Origin of the sequence: Moraxella nonliquefaciens (assembly GCF_001679005.1) — a bacterium.
Taxonomy (GTDB): domain Bacteria; phylum Pseudomonadota; class Gammaproteobacteria; order Pseudomonadales; family Moraxellaceae; genus Moraxella; species Moraxella nonliquefaciens.
Genome location: NZ_LXTW01000002.1, coordinates 1 through 19,894 on the forward strand (window position 1 = coordinate 1; position 19,894 = coordinate 19,894).

The 19,894-nt window shown below is 40.1% G+C and carries 22 protein-coding genes and 3 pseudogenes; 13 read left to right on the forward strand and 12 right to left on the reverse strand.

Going from position 1 to position 19,894, the window contains the following annotated elements; genetic code table 11:
* The 9 genes from A7456_RS00970 to A7456_RS01005 all read left to right on the forward strand — a co-directional run.
* On the forward strand, positions 1–740 hold a 740-nt coding region (locus A7456_RS00970), incomplete at its 5' end, for an RHS repeat domain-containing protein (RefSeq protein ID WP_145916022.1).
* Between the two features lie 66 nt (positions 741–806).
* Complete coding sequence (locus A7456_RS00975; protein WP_158512451.1) at positions 807–2,960, forward strand: RHS repeat-associated core domain-containing protein; 2,154 nt, start codon at positions 807–809, stop codon at positions 2,958–2,960.
* Between the two features lie 3 nt (positions 2,961–2,963).
* Entirely contained in the window at positions 2,964–3,599 is a 636-nt protein-coding gene (locus tag A7456_RS00980) for a hypothetical protein (protein WP_067006640.1), read from the forward strand.
* A 171-nt stretch (positions 3,600–3,770) separates the two neighbouring features.
* Positions 3,771–4,220, forward strand: a complete 450-nt coding sequence (locus A7456_RS00985) for a phage BR0599 family protein (RefSeq protein ID WP_145916023.1) — start codon at positions 3,771–3,773, stop codon at positions 4,218–4,220.
* Between the two features lie 12 nt (positions 4,221–4,232).
* On the forward strand, positions 4,233–4,451 hold the full coding sequence (locus A7456_RS00990) for a hypothetical protein (RefSeq protein WP_067006647.1): 219 nt from the start codon (positions 4,233–4,235) through the stop codon (positions 4,449–4,451).
* 45 nt (positions 4,452–4,496) lie between these two features.
* Positions 4,497–5,645 carry a hypothetical protein gene (locus A7456_RS00995; protein WP_145916024.1) on the forward strand — a complete coding sequence of 383 codons (1,149 nt, stop codon included), beginning with the start codon at positions 4,497–4,499 and terminating at the stop codon, positions 5,643–5,645.
* A 39-nt stretch (positions 5,646–5,684) separates the two neighbouring features.
* Entirely contained in the window at positions 5,685–6,647 is a 963-nt protein-coding gene (locus A7456_RS01000) for a hypothetical protein (RefSeq protein WP_067006655.1), read from the forward strand.
* Between the two features lie 197 nt (positions 6,648–6,844).
* Positions 6,845–7,045, forward strand: coding sequence for a Com family DNA-binding transcriptional regulator (locus A7456_RS11995; RefSeq protein WP_082995373.1), 201 nt, complete (start codon positions 6,845–6,847; stop codon positions 7,043–7,045).
* Positions 7,020–7,874: a DNA adenine methylase gene (locus A7456_RS01005; protein WP_082995374.1), complete on the forward strand. Its 855-nt coding sequence runs from the start codon at positions 7,020–7,022 to the stop codon at positions 7,872–7,874. Before A7456_RS11995 ends, A7456_RS01005 begins: the two co-directional genes overlap by 26 nt.
* 239 nt (positions 7,875–8,113) lie before the next feature.
* On the opposite strand, the pseudogene A7456_RS12070 reads toward A7456_RS01005, so the two are convergent.
* From A7456_RS12070 to rpiA, 3 genes and pseudogenes are all read right to left on the reverse strand, one after another.
* A pseudogene (locus A7456_RS12070) lies at positions 8,114–9,130 on the reverse strand (IS256 family transposase, variant Zn-binding type); the annotation flags it as partial.
* A 930-nt stretch (positions 9,131–10,060) separates the two neighbouring features.
* Entirely contained in the window at positions 10,061–10,231 is a 171-nt protein-coding gene (locus tag A7456_RS11275; protein ID WP_158512452.1) for a hypothetical protein, read from the reverse strand.
* A gap of 28 nt (positions 10,232–10,259) precedes the next feature.
* Positions 10,260–10,955: a ribose-5-phosphate isomerase RpiA gene (gene rpiA, locus A7456_RS01025; protein WP_067006673.1), complete on the reverse strand. Its 696-nt coding sequence runs from the start codon at positions 10,953–10,955 to the stop codon at positions 10,260–10,262.
* 439 nt (positions 10,956–11,394) lie between these two features.
* Here rpiA and A7456_RS01030 point away from each other — a divergent pair, with 439 nt between their 5' ends.
* The 3 genes and pseudogenes from A7456_RS01030 (at position 11,395) to A7456_RS11565 (ending at position 13,413) form a co-directional block, all read left to right on the forward strand.
* Entirely contained in the window at positions 11,395–12,882 is a 1,488-nt protein-coding gene (locus A7456_RS01030) for a M16 family metallopeptidase (protein ID WP_067006676.1), read from the forward strand.
* A 244-nt stretch (positions 12,883–13,126) separates the two neighbouring features.
* Positions 13,127–13,237: pseudogene (locus tag A7456_RS10815) on the forward strand (IS607 family transposase); the annotation flags it as partial.
* Between the two features lie 74 nt (positions 13,238–13,311).
* A complete protein-coding gene (locus A7456_RS11565) occupies positions 13,312–13,413 on the forward strand; it encodes a helix-turn-helix domain-containing protein (protein ID WP_265091096.1) in 102 nt (33 codons plus the stop codon).
* 266 nt (positions 13,414–13,679) lie between these two features.
* On the opposite strand, the pseudogene A7456_RS12075 reads toward A7456_RS11565, so the two are convergent.
* The 9 genes and pseudogenes from A7456_RS12075 to A7456_RS01085 form a co-directional block, all read right to left on the reverse strand.
* A pseudogene (locus A7456_RS12075) lies at positions 13,680–14,461 on the reverse strand (IS30 family transposase); the annotation flags it as partial.
* A gap of 131 nt (positions 14,462–14,592) precedes the next feature.
* Complete coding sequence (locus A7456_RS01050) at positions 14,593–15,894, reverse strand: DUF4041 domain-containing protein (RefSeq protein WP_067006688.1); 1,302 nt, start codon at positions 15,892–15,894, stop codon at positions 14,593–14,595.
* A 77-nt stretch (positions 15,895–15,971) separates the two neighbouring features.
* The gene (locus A7456_RS01055) at positions 15,972–16,202 is read right to left on the reverse strand and encodes a hypothetical protein (protein WP_067006690.1); all 231 of its coding nucleotides are present in this window, start codon (positions 16,200–16,202) and stop codon (positions 15,972–15,974) included.
* Between the two features lie 53 nt (positions 16,203–16,255).
* On the reverse strand, positions 16,256–16,738 hold the full coding sequence (locus A7456_RS01060) for a hypothetical protein (protein WP_067006693.1): 483 nt from the start codon (positions 16,736–16,738) through the stop codon (positions 16,256–16,258).
* 9 nt (positions 16,739–16,747) lie between these two features.
* The gene (locus A7456_RS01065; protein WP_067006696.1) at positions 16,748–17,656 is read right to left on the reverse strand and encodes a phage tail tube protein; all 909 of its coding nucleotides are present in this window, start codon (positions 17,654–17,656) and stop codon (positions 16,748–16,750) included.
* Between the two features lie 18 nt (positions 17,657–17,674).
* The gene (locus tag A7456_RS01070; protein ID WP_227713296.1) at positions 17,675–18,178 is read right to left on the reverse strand and encodes a Rha family transcriptional regulator; all 504 of its coding nucleotides are present in this window, start codon (positions 18,176–18,178) and stop codon (positions 17,675–17,677) included.
* 86 nt (positions 18,179–18,264) lie between these two features.
* A complete protein-coding gene (locus A7456_RS01075; RefSeq protein ID WP_067006702.1) occupies positions 18,265–18,654 on the reverse strand; it encodes a phage tail terminator-like protein in 390 nt (129 codons plus the stop codon).
* Positions 18,651–18,992 (reverse strand): HK97 gp10 family phage protein, encoded by a 342-nt coding sequence (locus A7456_RS01080; RefSeq protein ID WP_067006705.1) that lies wholly within the window; start codon positions 18,990–18,992, stop codon positions 18,651–18,653. Before A7456_RS01080 ends, A7456_RS01075 begins: the two co-directional genes overlap by 4 nt.
* Positions 18,973–19,338 (reverse strand): glutamate 5-kinase, encoded by a 366-nt coding sequence (locus tag A7456_RS01085; RefSeq protein WP_067006707.1) that lies wholly within the window; start codon positions 19,336–19,338, stop codon positions 18,973–18,975. Before A7456_RS01085 ends, A7456_RS01080 begins: the two co-directional genes overlap by 20 nt.
* A gap of 119 nt (positions 19,339–19,457) precedes the next feature.
* Here A7456_RS01085 and A7456_RS01090 point away from each other — a divergent pair, with 119 nt between their 5' ends.
* A complete protein-coding gene (locus A7456_RS01090; RefSeq protein ID WP_067006710.1) occupies positions 19,458–19,850 on the forward strand; it encodes a hypothetical protein in 393 nt (130 codons plus the stop codon).
* The last annotated feature ends 44 nt before the right edge of the window (positions 19,851–19,894 follow it).

Here is a 19,894-nt window from a genome sequence, read left to right on the forward strand (position 1 = left end):
TTGGGTTTGATGGGGGTGGTAATGTGTTTGAACGCACAGTGTATTATAGTTACAACGCACAAGGGTTGCTAGATAAGATTGAGTTAAGTACTGATGACATCAAAAATAACTCCAATTATGCAAAAACCGAACTTATTCGCTTTACCTACAATAAAAAAGGGCAGCCAATTGAAGTCAGAGAGCAAGGACTTCATACCAAATACGGCTATGACAATCAGGGCAATCTAAACCTAATCACTTACCCTGATGGACAGACTGTTCATTATACTTATAATACTCACAATAAGCCCACACACATCAAAATGGGCAATCAGTTTGTAATGATGGATTATGATGACAGACAACGCCCTATTCATTATAACAATCACTTAGGACAAACACTTGACATTGATTATGATGATGTTGCACACACCATTAACTACACCCTAGCCAATGGACAGGTGGTCAGTGATGTTTACAGTAGCGAATATGACCTTATCAAAAGAAGTATCAAGGACAGTCAAGGTAAGGTTATATTTACCAGTCTTGGTAGTGAGATGATGAATAATGGCTTATCAACCCAAAACTCCACCAACCCCATCAACACCCTTATCATCAATAACGCCCTAGCCAAACTCACCCTTAACACAGGGGCGACCTACACACGCCATTATGATGACTTTGGCAGAGTGTATTTGGCGACCGATGCCAATACAGGCAAACGCTATATTCGGTATGACAACTTTGATAGACCCACGTAAATAATGCTTGATGGCATAAATCAGGAGTTAAGCTATAATTCTTTTGGTTTGCCAAACACATTTAAGGTGTGCAATATATCAAGCAATACCCAAGACTGTCAATACACCCACTACCATTACGACACCTATGGCAAATTAACCAAAGTACAGCATAGTCAGACACAAGATGGCAAAACACCCAGCATACAATATCAGTATACAAATACTGGACTGCTTGCTAGTGAGACCACTACGCTCATATCTCATCAAGGCTACACCACCGCCTATCATTACGATGATAAAGACCGCATCAAAAGCGTGACCCTACCAGAGGGCATCACTCTACACTACCATTATAATACCCACAGTCAAGTTACCCAAATAGATTACCAAACACCCACAAGCACGCTTTGGCAGACACTCACAAATAAATGGTACAAGGTTTTTAATAAAGATAATGGCGATGCCCTGCTGTCAAATATCCAAGCAGACAGCACAAGAGGCTTACTTGCCCTAACCCACGCCAATGGCAGTACAGTCCATCAAGTCTATGATGATAAAGCAAGGCTAATAGACAAACACGACCATACCACAAGCACCAAGCTAAGTTATGACAAACAAACTGGACAAATCACAAGCATTGATGATAATGGTAATGTAAAAACTGTTGCAGAAGTAAACAATGCTTATGAATATGATGACAATGGCAATCGCACCAAACATCATCACACCCACTACACTTATAAACCAAATTCTGATAGACTAAGTATCATCACCACCAAAGATGATAAAGACAACATCATCAAAACCACCCATTACACCTACGACAACCTAGGAAACCCTGTAATGATAACCACCAAAGACCACAAAGGCAACATCATCAGCCAAAGAGCCTTAACCTACACCCCTGATGGACAAATCAAGTCCATCAGGGACAGCACACAAGACAAGCAAGGTAATAAGACAGAAAAACTGATTGCTACTTATCAGTATAACCATCTAAGACAACGTATTGCCAAGAGTACTTATCATAAAGATGACAAAACAGGTCAAATCAAAGAAGAGACAACGCAGTATCTTTGGGACAAGGGCTTATTGTCAGCAGAGATTAAAGATGATAAAGTGGTTAGACGGTATATTTATTTAGACATTATGCCTGTGGCTATCCTTGACTACACCTACAACCAAAAAGGCAAACTAGACAAAACCGAAGTCTATTCAATCCACACCGACCACCTAGGCACACCCAAACAAATTACCAACCAAAACCAAGAAGTGGTTTGGATTATTGAGATGGATGCCTTTGGAGAAACAAAGTCCATTGATAGTAAAGACAACTTTACCTTCAATCTAAGATTTGCAGGGCAATACTTTGACCAAGAGAGTGAGTATCATTATAATTATCATCGGTATTATGACCCGAGTATTGGACGGTATTTGACATCTGATCCGATTGGGTTAAACGGTGGCAGCTTTAATACTTATGCTTATGTGGATAATGAGGTGTGGAGAGCAGTGGATCCTTGGGGGCTTTATACAGTTTTTATTGGCGGTGCGGCAGATGCCGAACCATTCTTAGGTCAAGGTCCAACTGGTATTATGCAGGATGTAAGGAGAGATTTTAGAGATAAGTACTTACAACCTTATTTTGAGAAAGCTGGTTATTCACAAGATAGAGCTAGGCAGTTAGCTAGCAGAAATGCAAGATACTACGGCTTTCATGAACTACATTTAATGCTTGCTGATGCTAAGATGTATTTATCTACACAAGGCAATGAAAATGCTAAAATCAATATTGTTGGTCATAGTCTAGGAGGTTGGCAAGCAGCTCATTTAGCACAACAACTAGAAGAATGGCGTTGTGGCTCTGTTGGCGTTGTGACTACTTTGGATCCTGTTGGGATCAGATATAGCTATAATTTAGCAGGAAGTATTAATTTTAAAACACCAAACCCCAAATATAAGACATGGGTAAATATTAGAGCAGAGGCTAAAGATACCAGCATCAATGATGTTATAGCCAATCTAGGTGGGCAATGGAATCCATCGTCTCTTAATCCAACTTATAATTATACACTTGAAGTGGATCATGTCTATGCTCGTACTATGTTTACAACAAAAATTCCAAATAGAAACATTAGCCTTCTTGGATTAGTAAATATATCTTATTCAAATAATCGGAAAAACATAAAAGAATACGAAAGAGCAACCGATGTTGGCAGGAAAGACACGGGGGATTGATAAGTGAAAAAAAAGGTTTTTGCATCCACTTTTATTTTATTATTTTTAATTATAAATTCATTGTTTTTTTATATTTATTATATAAAATATGAAGAAGAGCATTTGGATTATCTGAATATAAATTATCCAGAAGTGATAAATATTAATTCTTTTGAAGACAAATACTATTCAGAAATATATATGGAGGGTCTTTTTATGGCAGATCCTAGAGGTTTTGAAAACGAAGGTATTCCTACAAAAATTGTTTTCGATTGCAGTAAATGCAGTGGCAAGAAATATAGTAAAAAAATTTTGATATACCCTAGCTCTTATATAAATATTGATAAATATTACTATGATGGATATATAAAAAAACATCAAGATTTTATCAAAAATAACAAAAATATGAGAGTTTATTATTTCAGTATAGAGATTCCTTATATTCCAAAAAGATCCATCGATAATAAAGATATAAATTTATATGAAATGGATTATATAAATATTATTGGAGACATTATTAAGAATAATAAAGTTAATATTTTTGCAATAAGATATAAATATATGATAGGCAATAAAATATATATATCCAACCCATCTACACTATATTTTAATAATAAACAAGTTGAACGACTATCAAATGACTATTATAAAAGGCTGTAGAGCTATTGCTCGCTAGTCTAGTACTGATAGACCAAGCCGTATTGAAAATGATAACACCCTCATCACTTATCAATAAGATAACCTAGGTAATCCCATCACTATTACCACAACCAACAAACAGGATAAGACTGTGAACACAAGACAGCTAAGCTACACCACCACACCGCCCAAGTGCAATGCCAAAATTTATCCATATCGCTTGAACGCACAGGACTTCGTAAAACTTGGAGCAAGCTGTGTTGTCATCAACTCTATGGCAAGGGGTGCAACCTAGACAGACAGGCATTTATGAGCGAGATGACCGTTGTGTCAGTGGACGGCTCATTTGTAGATGTGGTTTTGCCAAGCGATAAATCATCGGACGATTATTTTACAGGCGGTTATGTACAATGGTCGTCCGAGTACGGCATTGAACAGCGTGGCATAGAACGACAACTTGGGGGCAGATTGCAACTGTTTGGTGGGGTGCAGGGCTTGGCGGTTGGGCAAAATATCAAGGTTTTTGCAGGGTGTAACCGCACTTTTACCGCTTGCCAGAGCAAATTTAATAATACCGATAATTATGGCGGTAGTCCACATATGCCCCATAAATCGCCTTTTGACGGCACACCAATTTTTTAGGAGTATAAAATAATGTGGGTACAAGTCGCCTTATTTGTTGCATCATTGGTCATCAGCCATCTTTTGCAACCCAAACCACCCCAAGCCAAACCGTCCGCTTTTGATGATTTTAAATTTCCAACGATTGATGACGGCACGCCACGCATTGTCGTGTTTGGTGATGTGTGGATAACTGATTGGTGTGTGATTGGGGCGGGTAATTATCGCACCAGTTCAATCGTTAAAAAATAAAAAGGGCTGTTCGGCTCAAAACGCCAAACGGTGGGGCATCGCTATTTGATATCGCTTCACATGGGGCTGTGCATGGCAATGGATGAGCTTTTGCAAATCAAAGTTGGCGACCGTGTGGCATGGCAAGGGGTTAGCGATAGTGCTAATGAAAGCCATGTCCGCATTCACGAGCCTTATCTGTTCGGTGGCGATGACAAGGAGGGTGGCATTGACGGCACGCTCATCATTATGAAAGGGGCAAGCGACCAACAGCCATTACCACAATTGCAACGTATGTATAACAGTCCAGTCCCTGCCTATCGTGGAGTGGTAACGTTCTTTTTTGACGGCATGGTGTGTTCGGGCTCGCCTTATCCAAAGGCGTGGTCGTTTCGTGTGCGGAGAACTGCTTGCGATTGGTATAATGAAAAAGCAACGATTTGGCTTGATGACGGTAATGGCAACCCAATCAAAGCCATGAACCCTGCCCATATCATTTTTAAAGCTCAGACGAATGAAGACTGGGGGCGTGGTACAGACTTAGGACAGCTTGACCTTGACAGCTTTAAACAATGTGCTGATATTTTGCATGATGAGCAGTTTGGTATGTGCATCGCTTGGAAACGCCAAGATGCTTTAAAGCAGTTTATTCAGCAAATCCTTGACCACATTGGTGGTGCGTTGATGATTGACCGCACCACAGGGCTTTGGAAACTTGTGCTTATTCGTGAAAGCGATAGTCCTGACAGCTTGCCAAGTTTTGACTACGGCACGGGCATTTTACGTATTGAAGAAGACAACAACTCGTCCAATGATTTAGTAACCAATCAGCTTGTTGCCAGCTATACAGACCCTGTGAGCAATGAAACTCGCACTGTCCGTACTGAAAATCTCGCCAGCATTCAACGAGACGGCATTATCTTACAAAACAAGACTTATGTCGGACTACCAACAGTCGATTTGGCAGGACGTGTCGCTAGCCGTGATATGAAAATTATCCAATCTCATCTAAAAAAGTTTAAAATCGTGCTAGACAGACGGGCGTATTCTTTGCAACCTGCATCTGATTTTGTGCTAAAAATCCCCCAAAGGGGCATAGAAAGCATCATCATGCGAGCGGTGCGTGTGGAGCATAATGAGCTGACAAATGGCGAAATTACGGTAACGGCGGTGCAAGACGTGTTTGGCTTACCAAAAAAAAGCTACACACCCTAACAGTCAAGCCTATGGCTACAACCAAATATTGAGCCACAAGTGATTGAAAATGCTAGACTGTGGCAGTTGCCTTATACGCATTTGTTGGACGATTTTAGCCATGAACAACTCAAAAATACTGATGATTATGTCCTTGTGTTGGCAAAACGTCCAAACAGTCTGCAACAGTCTTTTGAAATTTGGGCGAAACTTGCCAATGAGACAACCGAGCAATATGCTGGTATTGGGCAGTTTATTGCTCATGCAACGGTACAAAATGCCGTTGAGCAAACCAGCCAAATCACCACATTAACCCTTGATGAAATTGATGATGGGTTGGCTTATGTTGGGCAATGTGCGTTGCTCAATGATGAAATTGTGCAAATTGTCAGCATTGACACACAGACCAATCAGCTAACAATCAAGCGTGGTTGTGTAGATACCGTGCCTACCGCTCACGCCAATTTATCTCAAATTTGGTTTTATGGCGACATGGCAACGGTCGTGGAGCGAGCATTTATACAAGGTCAGACCGTCCACGCCAAACTACTGAGCCAGACATCACAAAATATTTTGGACATGACGAAAGCAACAAGACAACAGCTTTTAATTGGCAACCGCCACGTTCTCCCCTTTGCCCCTGCTGATATCAAAATTAACGATTTGCCTTACCCCAACCAAATCCAAACCATAAACAAAATCTCGTGGGTAGGTCGTAACAAAATCAGCCAAGATGTCGCCATTTTAGACCAAACCGCCCCACATTATGATGTGGAGACTGGTACAACGTTTAGTGTGGCAATTTTTAAGAAAACCACGCCAAATGGCAATTATCGTCAAGTTGCAGTAAGGCACGGCATGGTGGCAACATCACTTAATATTGTTAAAGAAAATCCCACCAATGACGAGACAAAGCTTGTTGCCAAAATTCATGATGCGGTAATGATAAAAGTGGAATTGTGGGCGGTTAAAGATGGTTTGGAAAGCTGGCAACGGCACAGTATAGAAATGGCGGTGGTGTAGTTTTTAAAATAGGTTAAAAGACCACCAATCAGATGGGCGATAAAATGCACGACTTAAAACTGGGGACGACAACTTGTTGGAGCAAGTTGCCGACCTTCTGACAGACAAGTGTCAAAAGCCAAGCCCAGCCGTTGTGTACACAACACGGCTATTTTAACAAAAATGCAATACCATTGCAAAATTTAAATAGGTTATTTATGAACTTCATCGCTTGTCAATCTTGCCATAAAAAATTACTTAAAATCGCAAACTTTGACCGTTTGCAGGTCAAATGCCCACGTTGCAAGGCAATCAACAACTATCAAGCTAATCTGAATGCTGTAAGCGTCCTATCCGAAGTCCACGAGACTCCAAACAATAATGGAGAGTCTCATGGAGCAACCCCGAAAGCCCAATAAACCCCACAGCCAATCGCCTTTGCCCTTCATCGGACAAAAACGGCAAATTATCCAAGCCTTTCGCAATACCCTTGACCGCATTATTCCAAATGACGGTCAAGGGTGGACGGTGGTGGATGTGTTTGGTGGCAGTGGCTTACTTGCCCACAACGCCAAACACCTAAAACAGAAGGCAAGGGTCATCTATAATGACTTTGACAATTTTAGCCAAAGACTTTATCATATCCACGACACCAATCGCCTACGCCAACAGCTTTATGCCATTTTAGAGCCGTTGCCACGAGCCAAACGCATTGATAATAATGTCAAGACACAATTATTGGAGATTATCCAAGCCTTCGACGGCTTTGTGGACTACCATAGCGTTTCCACTTGGCTACTGTTTAGTGGTAAGCAAATCAGCCACATTGACGAGTTGCCCAAGCACGAGTTTTATAACACCATTCGTAGGAGCGATTATCCAATGGTGGGTGGTTATTTGGACGGCTTAGAAATCATGTCGGAGAGTTTTGAGGTCTTGATGCCTAAATTTTATCATCAAGGTAAAACGCTGTTTATCTTAGACCCACCTTCCCTACACACCAAACAAGAAGCCTATGGTTTGGGTGAGTATTTTGGCATGATACAGTTTTTAAAGCTGATGAAGTGGATAAGACCGCCATATTTGTTTTTTAGCAGTACAAAAAGCGAATTTGTGTCGTATTTGGATTATGTCAAGGCACATGAACCTGAGACATGGGAGCGTGTGGGGGATTTTGAAAAATTATCTTTTACTGCTCATGTCAATAACAGCTCAAAATATGAAGATAATATGGTGTTTAAAATTTAAGACCGCAGGTAGAAACCGTATTGCGTAATTTGCAATAAAAAACCGCTTAATTTATCTCAAAAATTAGGCGGTTTTATTTCGCTCGGCATCACAAATGATGTTGCTATCATTCGTGATTTTTGGCATAACAGACAAAACCCCCTGCTAAAACCCCCACATCACTCTCTAATAGACATTTTTCCTGTTAACAGATAAGAGAAATAATACAGAGCAATGTGGGGATTTTTCTTGAAATCAAGTTAAGCATAATCTTGCAAGAAACTCTCAATAAACTTCTGTTTTCTTTTCTTGGCTAGCTCCTGATGACAACGTAAAGATTGTTTAAGATTACCAAATAATCCTTCTAGCTTGTTGGTTGTGTTTGGGGTAGTGTTATGAGTTATTTGATTTTGCTGACAAACAAACAAGTAAGGCAAATTTCTTTTTAGGCTGTGATAAGCACTTCTTAGGGCGTGCCTGCCCTTTATAACACTATTTACAATTAGAATATTTTAGAAATAAACTAATCGTTTTCGCATGAAAAATGGCTAAATCTTGTTTTAAAAGGCAGGCACGCCCTAATCTTTTATGTATATACCAGCTTTTACTCTCATCATTGGTGGTGCGTTCATTAAGATAATCTTTGTGCTTGTCATACCACTCATCTAGGGCTTTACCAAGGCACTGCTCATTACTGGTGGTTGGACTCTTAACTAAGAGCAAGAGTTCTTGACTTGTGTTTAGGGTTTTTGGTTAAATAACGCCGAACAATGGCAATTTGATGAAAGTGGCACATTTGTGTGGGTATGTCCCCAAAGCCACCTAATAAACCCCGTCTGCCATCACAGGTAATGCTATGTAAGGCAAACTTATCTTTTACCGATTCGGTAGAAATCATTGGTTTCATACTTAACAAAGGCATAATGTAAGACCCTACCTGATACATTGTCCATAAACACCATGACACCAAAGTCTCTGCCAAAGTAAGTGGTGTCCATGATAAGACTAACAGGATTGTTTTGACTGTTTGTAATGGCAGGTTTAACAACATTTACTTTATCAAGCCGCCTTTGTATGGTTCTCACTGATAAGTTGTACTTAATGGCAAGTTATTTGTGGGTTTGTTTGCCTTACGTGTATTCTTGCCAAATCTCATCATTGCTGATGTAAGTTTTATCAAGAAAATACCTAAAACAATCCTTGCACCATCTTTCTTGTTTACCCTGCTTTTTACTATTTTTCTTGGTGCTTGCAGAACCACAGTGGAGACATACTTTTTAACTTTCATAAAAAACCCATTCAAAGCTATATGGTATCAGACTTCAAATGGGGTGGGAGCAGATTTTTGTCTGTTAGACCTATTACTTTTAAATGGTTTATTGAAACAATGCCACAGACTTTTTTAAATCAGCATAATGCCGAGATGGCTTTGTTTTAGTTGGATATTTTTACAGAAGATTTTAAATCCATAACTCACCCATTAAATATAGATTATTATAAAATTATTGAAATTTCAAAACCATCTATTGTGAAAGATAATTAATTATTACCAGTTTTTTTCAAAATCATTTTCCACCAAGTATCTTATTTTATAAAATATATCAGTTTGAAGATGGGTATGGTAATATCATAACTATTTTTTCGTCCTACATAAAGTATAAATTATTGGATTGGAATTATGGTGGAGAAGCTAATATTCTAAGTTTGGCGAATACAAAAAATATTTTTAGAATCACAAGATAGAGAAATAAAGGCAAATAGTTCATACCTAGAATTTGCATCAAAAGGTTTTAATAGATAATATGAATATTATAAAATCCGACAATACATATTGGACATGGAACTTTCATCAGAATGTATGTATTACTTTCATAATAACATTGAATATACTATAAATTTTTTTTAAAAAAATAATTTACGCTATACTCATTATGAGCAATACATTGATTTTAGGTTGGTCAAGTATATTTTTAGGATAAAGTTATTAAGATTTTTGGGGGGAATTTCCCAATGGGATATCTTCATTTATAAGAAATTATCATGATTGCTTATCAAAGCTCATCCAAATAATCCGCCCAATCTTGTAACATTTTGGTGCGTTCGGGCAAATATAGGGCGTGATTATATATTCCACTAACCGTATTATCCACATGAGCCATTTGTAGATTAATGTGCGTGCTATCATAACCTAGCCCATGTAGATAGGTTCAGCCTGTGGCACGTAAATCATGTCCTGATATGTTTTCAAGCCCCATACAGTTTAAGGCACCATGATTCACCGTCCTCGCTCCAATGGGCTTTGTAAAATCTTTGGATGATGCAAACACAAACTCACCACGCCCTGTCATGGCGTGCATGCCTTTTAACAGTTTTATCATTTGCCATCAAAATGATTTTTAAAACATCCTATTGATTTATCGCCTTGTCAAAACTGACTGTCTCCACCCCATCATCGCTGGCTTTTAGCATGATATGAGCCGATTGGTTGGCAAAAATACCGTTACAGACCACGCCCACGATATTGTTTAATGTGGTTTCTAACTTGATGGGATTGTTTATTTGCAAATCAAAAGTGTCCAAAATGACATTACCATAATCGGTAACAAACCCTTCACGATACACAGGCTCTCCTCCTAGCTTGACCAATTCACGTGCCACATAAGAGCGAGCTTGGGGCAAAACCTCCACCGCCACAGGAAATTTACCCAGTTTGGCGACCATTTTAGAGTCATCTACCATGCATACAAAGCGTCTAGATGCCGCCGCCACGATTTTCTCACGAGTTAATGCACCACCACCACCTTTTATCATATTGCCCTGAGCGTCTATCTCGTCGGCCCCATCAATATACAAATCAAGCTTACCAACACTGTTTAAATCAAAAATCTCAATGCCTAAGGCTCTAAGTCTGTTCTCGGTTGCCTGTGAGCTTGCCACCGCCCCTTTTAGGTGAACTTGTGTCAAAAGTTCAATCAAGCAGTTCACCGTACTGCCCGTTCCCACCCCCAAAATCATGCCATCTTCAATATGGGTAAGGGCGGTTTTGGCAACAGCTTGCTTTTGGGTGAGTTTGGGGTCGGTGTGAGCGTTGGGGTTGGACATGATGATTCTCATAAAAATTTGGGATTATTGTACGCTAAATTTGCAAAAAAATAAATCACAAAAATATGTCCTGTTGCAAAAATACAGCTGTGAGTGTTTGGGGTGTGCCTAAAAAAGTAAATACCGCAATCCGCCATTTATCCATTAATCTTAATTTATCGTCAGTCTCAAAATTGCCACTGAATTCAACTTATGCTAAACTAGATGGATGATGCTAATTTATAACCTTTTATATTTATAACCTTTTATAATTGACAATCAGGAGTTATCATGACAAAACTGACATTCATCATCGCCCTATGTTTACCCCTAATGCTTGTGGCATGTAGTGCCAATCACGGTCAGGGTGTACGTCCTACCGCCAGTATTTTAATCGGCAAATAATCATTTATTGTCAAAATTGATGCCATCAAAACCGCCAAACCATCGGAATACCACCATGAAAATCTTTAATCGTCTTGCCCTGCCTTTGTGTGTATCTTTGGGGATATTATCCTTGACCGCCTGCCAGCATATGACGCCCACACTCCATACCTCAACCGTTATGCCCCAAGCTGTCCCTGCTGGCACTCCCCAAGATGAGCTAAAACTGCTTAGCAATATTTTTGAATACACCTTAGATAATGGTTTGCAGGTTGTCATCAAAGAAGATAAGCGAGCCCCTGTGGTCATGACCCAAATGTGGTATGGCGTGGGGGCAAATGATGAACCTGTGGGCAAAGGTGGATTGTCGCACTTTTTGGAGCATTTGATGTTTAAGGACACACCAAAAGTATCTGGTGATGAATTTAGTCGTCTGATCAGTCATTATGGTGGTCATAACAATGCCTACACAAGCTCAGATGTTACTGTTTATCATGAGATTTTGCCTGCCAATCGCTATGCTTTGGCGTTAGAATTAGAAGCCAATCGCATGAAAAACATACAGTTTAAACCCGAACAAATACAAAGCGAACGTCAGGTTGTCATAGAAGAACGCCGTGTACGTACAGATGATAACCCCATGGCAAAGGCGTGGGAGCGTTTTTCATCATTTGTCTATGGCGATACGCCACGAGGTCGCCCCATCATTGGGAGCATGAAGGACATTCATGGCTTGACCATGGCAGATTTAAAGCATTGGTACGCCACATGGTATGTTCCTAATAACGCCACACTCGTCATCGTCGGGGATGTGGATAAAGATGAAGCGCTTGCTCATGTCAAAAAATATTTTGGCAGCATTGCCAAGGGTCGGTCTGTGCCAGTCCGAGACCCCTCCCACTTCATCCACGCCGATGACCTACATGCAGGCAAAGGCGATGTGAGTGAACGCCATATTACCATCAAAGAAGCCGTTCAGGTTCCCACGCTTATCCTAGCATGGCAAGCCCCAACCCTATCTGGTCTAAAACTGACAAACCGCCAAACTGATGCCAACGAGCGAGAGCTGTTGGCATTGGGATTGTTTAATGATGTACTAAGTGGCGGAGCATCTGGGCGGTTTGCCACAAATTTGGTCAAAAAGCAACTCGTAAGCTCAGCATACAGCAGTTATGACAGTTTGGGCTATGGTGATGGCTTTTTTGTGGTCATAGCAACCCCAAAGGCAGGAGCAAGCCTTGATGAAACCAAACGCCTTGTTTTGGACGAAATCAAACGCACCATGACCGACCCCATTGACCAAAAAGAGCTTGACCGTTCTGTGATTGCCAAAAAAACCGCCCTAGTGTTCGCCTCTGAGAGCGTGTCAGAGCAAGCGAGCTTATTGGGGACATTAAAAAATGAGAACATTCCTTATCACAAAATCCAAAAAGAGCTGGATATTTTGCCGAACATTGACACCGATGAGATTAAGCATGCAGGCAAAAAATATCTAAGAGATGAACGCATGTATAGTGCCTATATCTTGCCAAAAGATGAAAAAGATGAAAAAGATGACAAATAGGCAAAATTGGGACTAAAAACAGCTGCTTGAAATCCATCTAAATCTCTATAATACACGATTATGAGCCGATTGATTGGTATGAACGAAGTCTTAATAAAACAGCTGGGTTCTCTATCTTAGCTTTAAGATGGGTGAGATGAGATGGGCGTGCTTATTACAGAGTTCACGCCCAAAGGTCATCGCAGATATGATGCGAACAAATTACATCATCAATCAAAGCGAAAACCTATCTCTTGGAGAATAATTAGCCCAAGATGTGCTAGAAATCATCACCGTATTTTCAGCAAGGCTTCATGATTTAAGAAGTAAAAAGAATAAAAAACTACCCAAAGCAGTTCAGGCAGACTTAGAATGACCTGTATTCGTGGATACATCATCTAACTTAAACCCAATAACAAACAAGCCACCTATTTTGCAAAGGCAAGTGGTGTGGCATCTCTTGCCTACAATTGGGCGTTGAGTGAGTGGCAAAAACAATATGAAGCCAATAAAAATTACCGTAAGACTTACCAAATTAGGCTTAACCCTTAACGAAACCAAACCTCACAAACCATCTCAAAGCAAACTAAGAAAACAGCTTAATTCTATCAAGCGTGAACAATTCCCCTTTATGCTTGAAGTTACCAAATGCAGTCCACAACTTGCCATATGCAATTAGGGAACACCTTTAAACGCTTTTTTAAAGATAAAAGCAAACACCCCCAATTTAGAAAAAAGGCATCAATGATAGATTTAGCCACGCTTTGTACAGGCGAAAAGATACAAGCCCCAAAACCACTTAAAAACAAATGGCAGATTCAACCACCAACTGCAACGCACCAAAAATCAGATTTTACCTCAAGAGGTGTTCTAAAACCCAGCACTTTTCTTGGTCTATTGTTCAAATAATCTTCAACCTGCTGTATTTGTTCATCGTCAATCACATCTAATCTGGCAGACTTAGGTAAAAATTTCCGTATGAGTTTATTGGTATTCTTATTAGTGCCACGCTCTCATGAATGATAAGTTTTTGCAAAATAAATATCAGTGTTTAACCCTTGTTCTGTCTGTTCATGCAATGCAAACTCTTTACCATTATCAAAGGCAATATTTTGTACTTGTTCATCTTTGAGTGACTCAATACAAGTTTGAGCAACCAGTGGTGCTTTGCGGTTTGGTGTGCTTTGATTTTCACCTCTCGTGTGGTTTTATCACTAATGTCTTTACAATTGGCAATTTTCCCACGCCTATCATGACCCTATAACCTCGTTTACGGTAGATTTTTTGACTCCTCAGGTTATGGTGAGATGTACCATCTTGGGCTTTGTTAGCATAGATGTGTTGATAAATGGTTTCTATGCTTGGTACATCAGTCCAACCGAGTACTTTGAGTCTGCCATTGATTTGTTCGGGGGAATAATATTGACTTAGTAAGTGCTTGATGTAAGCCCATGCAAAGTCAGAAATACGATAGGCGTTGTTTGCTTTATGTGCTAGCTTTGCTTTGGGCTTGTTTCGGTCGATAGCCACATAGTCCTGTATTGCGTTTAATTTCACGGCTGATGATGGATTTATGACAGCCTAGTCGTCTAGCAATTTCATAAAAAATCGTTTATCATGACTCACATGTTGTCCTACTAAGTTATGGTTAATTGGATAATAAAAACCCCAAACTCTGCAAAGTTTGAGGTTTTGTTTGTAAAAAACCCACTTTTTAGTGGGCTCTTAAAATCACAACATCTTTGGCAAATCATCTTTGCCATCTTGCAATGTTTGATTTCTTATTCTCAACGTCTCTGTGTACTCTTTGGCTTCAACTTCGTCAATAAATTCAACTTTATTGTTAAATTCTGACACAACCTCTTTAATTTCATCCAATGTAACGTTAAAAAATTCTTTGCGATAGTTTACTAAATTTAATCGTCTGTCAGCAAAAACTCGTTGTATTTGAGCTTCTAATGCTGGTGCATCTTCGCTAAAAATCATCGCATGAACATCAAAGTAAAATGGCACACTAGCATCACCCAATTCTCGCACCCTATCCATTGGGTCAAGCCGTCTGGTCATACCTATTTTATAAACATCTTTTCCAAATGAACCAATGTTTGAGATGACATAGACATAACCAAGCTTAGTTTGTTGTGCCATTGCCTTAACCCTATCATGCTCTCTTTGAATTTCACGAAGTTCATTGCCTAATTGCAGAATTTCTGTTTGCAATTTTTCCAGTTCATCGCCTGTGGCGTGTAATGCTTTTTGCTGAACCTTATTTAAAAGCTCTTGAAGTTTCTGCTCTTCTTTTAAAACTCTTTCAGCTTCTTTTTTGAGCTGTTCTTCTTCTCGCTCTTGCCTTCTTAATTCAGCTTGAATTTCCTTTTCTTCTTGTATTTTTGCTTTATATTCATAAACAAGCATTAGCTCATCTAATTTCAATGAAAGATATTTTGGGGATATTGATACAGTGTTGCTTTTATTAAACTTGTTAATGTCATCAAAAGACTTTTTAATTCTCTGCTCCATTCTATCAATATTTTTCCATGTGGTATTTGCAATAGTAACATCGCACTCATTGTTAAATGAGCGTAAAGCCAAAGAGATAGCTTGTTTTGCCATAGCTTTCCCCTTTGCTTTACTGCCATTTATTTCCCACTCGGTCTGTATTTTTACCGCTTCGCCACTTTTTATCATATACTTTTGTTTTTGCTTGATAACAGTGATGTTTTCTTTATAAATCTCAGATGTATCAAAATCAAAATGTGGTGTGTATACACCAACTTCTGACATCTCAATACCTTCTTCATAAATAGCCAACCTTTCTTTTAGCGAAACATAGGTTTGATAGTGAGAATTATATTGAATCTTGACATCGTCAATTTGCTTTGAAATATCATCCAGTTCTTTTTGCCTTTTTAGGATTTCGTTATCCACATTAACAATATCAGCATAAGTAGTCTTGTAATGATTAACGGTTTCTCTCAATCTAAACCAAAGAACAAAAAATATAAGGAAAAATAAACCGAGTAGAATATCCATAACCAAACCATAGGACGAATGAAATAATCACATATCTTACACCAAACAGTAACAAGATAGCAATAGGCAGTTACAATTTACTGCCTATTGCTATCTTGCACCATACTCAAATACTCATCATCAATGGCAAATACCGCCTTATCTATCCACTCACGATGAAAGGGCAATGGATAAACCGCCAGCACGTCGCTTATCTGTGCTACCGTTAAGGGCAGGGGAATGATTGCCATGGCAGATAAATAAGACCGCCCACGACTGGCAAGCCAAAAGGTCTCAATGACAGCATTGACCCAATAATCAGTAGGCACCTCATCAGGGATGGGCAGGTTTAAATGGGCATAAACCTGCCTATCAAAGTCGCTTAGGTCTTGGTAGTTTTGCTCCCATTTGAACCTTTGGACGGCTTTTTTGCCAAATCAGTTGCCTTTTGTTTGGCACTTTGGGCGGTTTTCTCGCTACACTCTAAGCACCAAATGGAGAATTCAAAGCCATCAGGCAGACAGGCGATAAGTTTAATGAAATTCTCCCCTGTGATGGGCAATTTATCCTGACTGCCATCATCATCTAGCACCACATCCCAATCAGCAATCAAATGCTCCCCAATGGCATAGCCCATGGCTTCGTTAATGTTTAACTCATCATCGTTCATCTTGGCGATGACATCAGCGGTCAATGGGGTGTCCTGCTCTTGCTCTTTTTTTGCCATGATAAGGGCATGCGTTCGCAAAAAGGCAGGTTTTAGGGCGGAATAAAATGTAACACGAATGCCTGTTTTATCATGGGTAAAGGTGCTTGTAAAATCTTTATCATCCGCCAAATCTTGTTTTTTAATGATATAAGCCATTCATCACTCCTATGCTGGTATTTTAGTTAAGGTTGGGGCTTGTTCCACCACGGTATAATTTACGTTCTGTTTAATCAAATCATTCATGCCACCATTTGGGGTCTCACCTGCCACCTGTGCTTTGGGAATGTTAAGTACGTATTTTGACCCATCAGCCAATTTTAAGCTAAGCTCAATGGCAACCGTTGCCCCTGTCATTTGCTTATTAACAAGCTCTTGGGCTTTTTTGCCATAGGCTAGGGTTAATGACCCTGACATTTTTGCCATCATTTCAAGTAAAGTGCCTGCAAAAATGCCATCCCCCAAACACTTTTGGGCTTGAATGTTGTTGTCTGTCTCAAAGCTAAATTCAGTAACACACGCCACGCCTTTTGTGGTAACCCCATCAATCTTGATGTCTTCTACCGACAAAGACGTTACCCTTTGTAGGTTGGCAGATTTGGTGGGTGATTTGCTATAAGGGGTGTTATTTTGGTTTTTGTAGTCTGTTCCCATGACCCCAAAAGTACAAGTTGCATAGCCTGTATCAGATAGGGTAAGTTTTAGGGTATTGACACGCACACCGCCATAATAGTGATAAATGCCCACATCTTTATAGCCCACTTCCACGGTAAAGGTTTTGGCACTATTGCCTGCAAATGTCAAAACGTTACTTTTCCACTCACTAAACGCCGCCGCTGCAAGCCAGTCATCATAAGCGTCTTTGGCAAATTCTACCTCAATATCACCTTGCACCTGACCGCCTGTTACCAGTCCTGCTTGTGCAATACGGCTATCGGTAATGGTTTGGCTTTCTGTGTTCTCAAAACTTGCACTCAAACCGTTTGAGACGTAGGGCAGGATTTTCCATCCTGTTTTTGGCACTTCATTAGTTGTTTGGGGGGCGTATGCCACCACAATGGTTGAACCACGAGACATAATTTCTACTCCTAAGCCCTATGGGCTGTTAAAAGGTAATTGGGGTTGCATTTGTTCTTGGACGGACAAAATGGCGGTGTTTAGGTCGTCTCGTCTCTTTTTCCAATCGGATAGACCTTTACCGCACAAACTGGCAAATGCCTGTTCACGCTCTTTTAAGTCGCTAAGCAAGGTGTATTGTTGCATTAGCTCCATCGTCTCACTTTGCAACAATGAGCGAGCGTAGAAAAATGCTTGAACCAATGCTTTTTTAAAGGCAATCACTTTGGGGCTGTTTCGCATAAGGGTCATTAAAAACGTGGCTTGCTGTTCGTTAAGCTCAAAATACGGCACATCACCACCACCGTGCTGACCTTTCAATCTTGGTTGGATTTTAAATCCGACCTTGCCAAATTCTGCAAAATCAGGCATATAAGACCGCACCAATTTAATTACATTTTCATGCTTAACGCCTAAGCCCTGTGCGATTTGCAGGGTTGTTGTTTTTGGCTGACCATCATCAACCATGACCAATTCACTCATATTCACTCCGAACATAAAAATTCTTGCCACATAAAAAATCCCCACAGATTGGCAAGATAATCTACGGGGAATGCCTTTAAAAAAATTTAGTAGTACCGATACGGCACACTCACATTGATTTGGTAAATGCCGTCAATAGACGGCACGTTGATAATGCTGGGGGCAAGAAGTTCAAGCCGTCCTAACTGTTTTGCCTTTAAATGATGGGCAAGGCTGTCCGCCCACGTCTTAATCTTAACCGTGCCTTGATTTTCCGCACAAAATAGCTGTACGACAAGCGTACCTACCTGCAAGACACACGGCTCATCAGATAGGCTTGCAATGGCGTTAATACCGCCCAAAATTGACACACGCCCCCATACACCGTCTTTGGGTGGTGCGATGTTACGGTTATCCCGTGCTAGGCGTTTTGGGTCAAAATGTTGCCATGTTGCGATATGGGTTAAAATGATTTGTTCAATTTCTAAGCTATTCATAGGCTTGCCACCGCACTATTGAAGGCATTGCCGTACACCCCTGTTGGGGCTTGCTGTGACCAGCCGTGTTCAAGTCGCAACGAATAGGGCAGGTTGTTTTGAATGTAGATGAGTGGGTAGGTGTGCTTTGGCAGACCTAAGACAAGCTCAACACCGCCCCCATTTTCATTTAGGCTTTTTGTGCCAATACTGATATGATGGGCATTTTTGTAACGCCCTTTACGCACAGGACTTAGGGCGATGACATTGTTATAGCAGTCAATGGCAAATTTGCGATACGTCCTATCTAACTCATCGCCCACTTCATCGGCAAATAGACTAGGCGGTGTTGTCCACATGTAGCCCCCTTAATTGAATGGTGTGGCTAACATTGGCAGGGTCTTTTTTGATGCTAAGCACACGCATACCATTGATGACATCATCAATCATGGGCGTGTCTGTCAGCTCACTTTGTAAGCAGGTGAGTTTGACATCTTTCATACTGACCGCTTGCCCATCTGTTTCATAAGCACTGTATGACCCAAATACCCCACGCCCTTTATAGGCATGGGTTTTTGTGCCTGTATCATTAACCGCCCAATCATCATCAGATGGCATGGCACGGTAGGCGGTGAAGTCTTTGACAGCATCCGCCAAATCAGTATCAAAGGCTTGGGTAATTTCTTGGGTAATTTCTTGTTTCATGTTGCACCAAAAAAGTCATTTACTTAAAAACGCTTGACACTTAGGCAATAACTGCCTAAAATGCACTTATAGCCAAGCAACCACGCTTAGGCAACAAAAACCGCCTAAGGAGCGATGAGATGAATGTTGTTTCCAAAAATGAAGCTGAAACCAAAGTTAAAAAAGCTGTAAAAGCATTAAACATTAGAGCCAAAATCAAAGTTACTCAACATAGATTTAAGGTTTATGTTTTAATAACAACAACCAACGCTAAACTTTACGAAGTTGAAGCACTTAAAAAAGTAACTTCTGAAATGACATCAGAGATTGATGATATTTATGTTACGCATAACAACACTCAAACCAATGAATATGCCGAGATATTGAATGATTTAGCAGTAAAATTTTTCTGCAAAAAATATCGCAACAATCATCAAACTGATGAAGAGTTAGCAGAAATTGCAAAACTACACATTCAAAAAATCATCAATGGTACGCACAGACTTTCAAGTGAATTTTGGGCAACTATTTAAACAAAAAAAGCCTGCTGCAATTAGTAGGCTTTTTCAGGATTTAA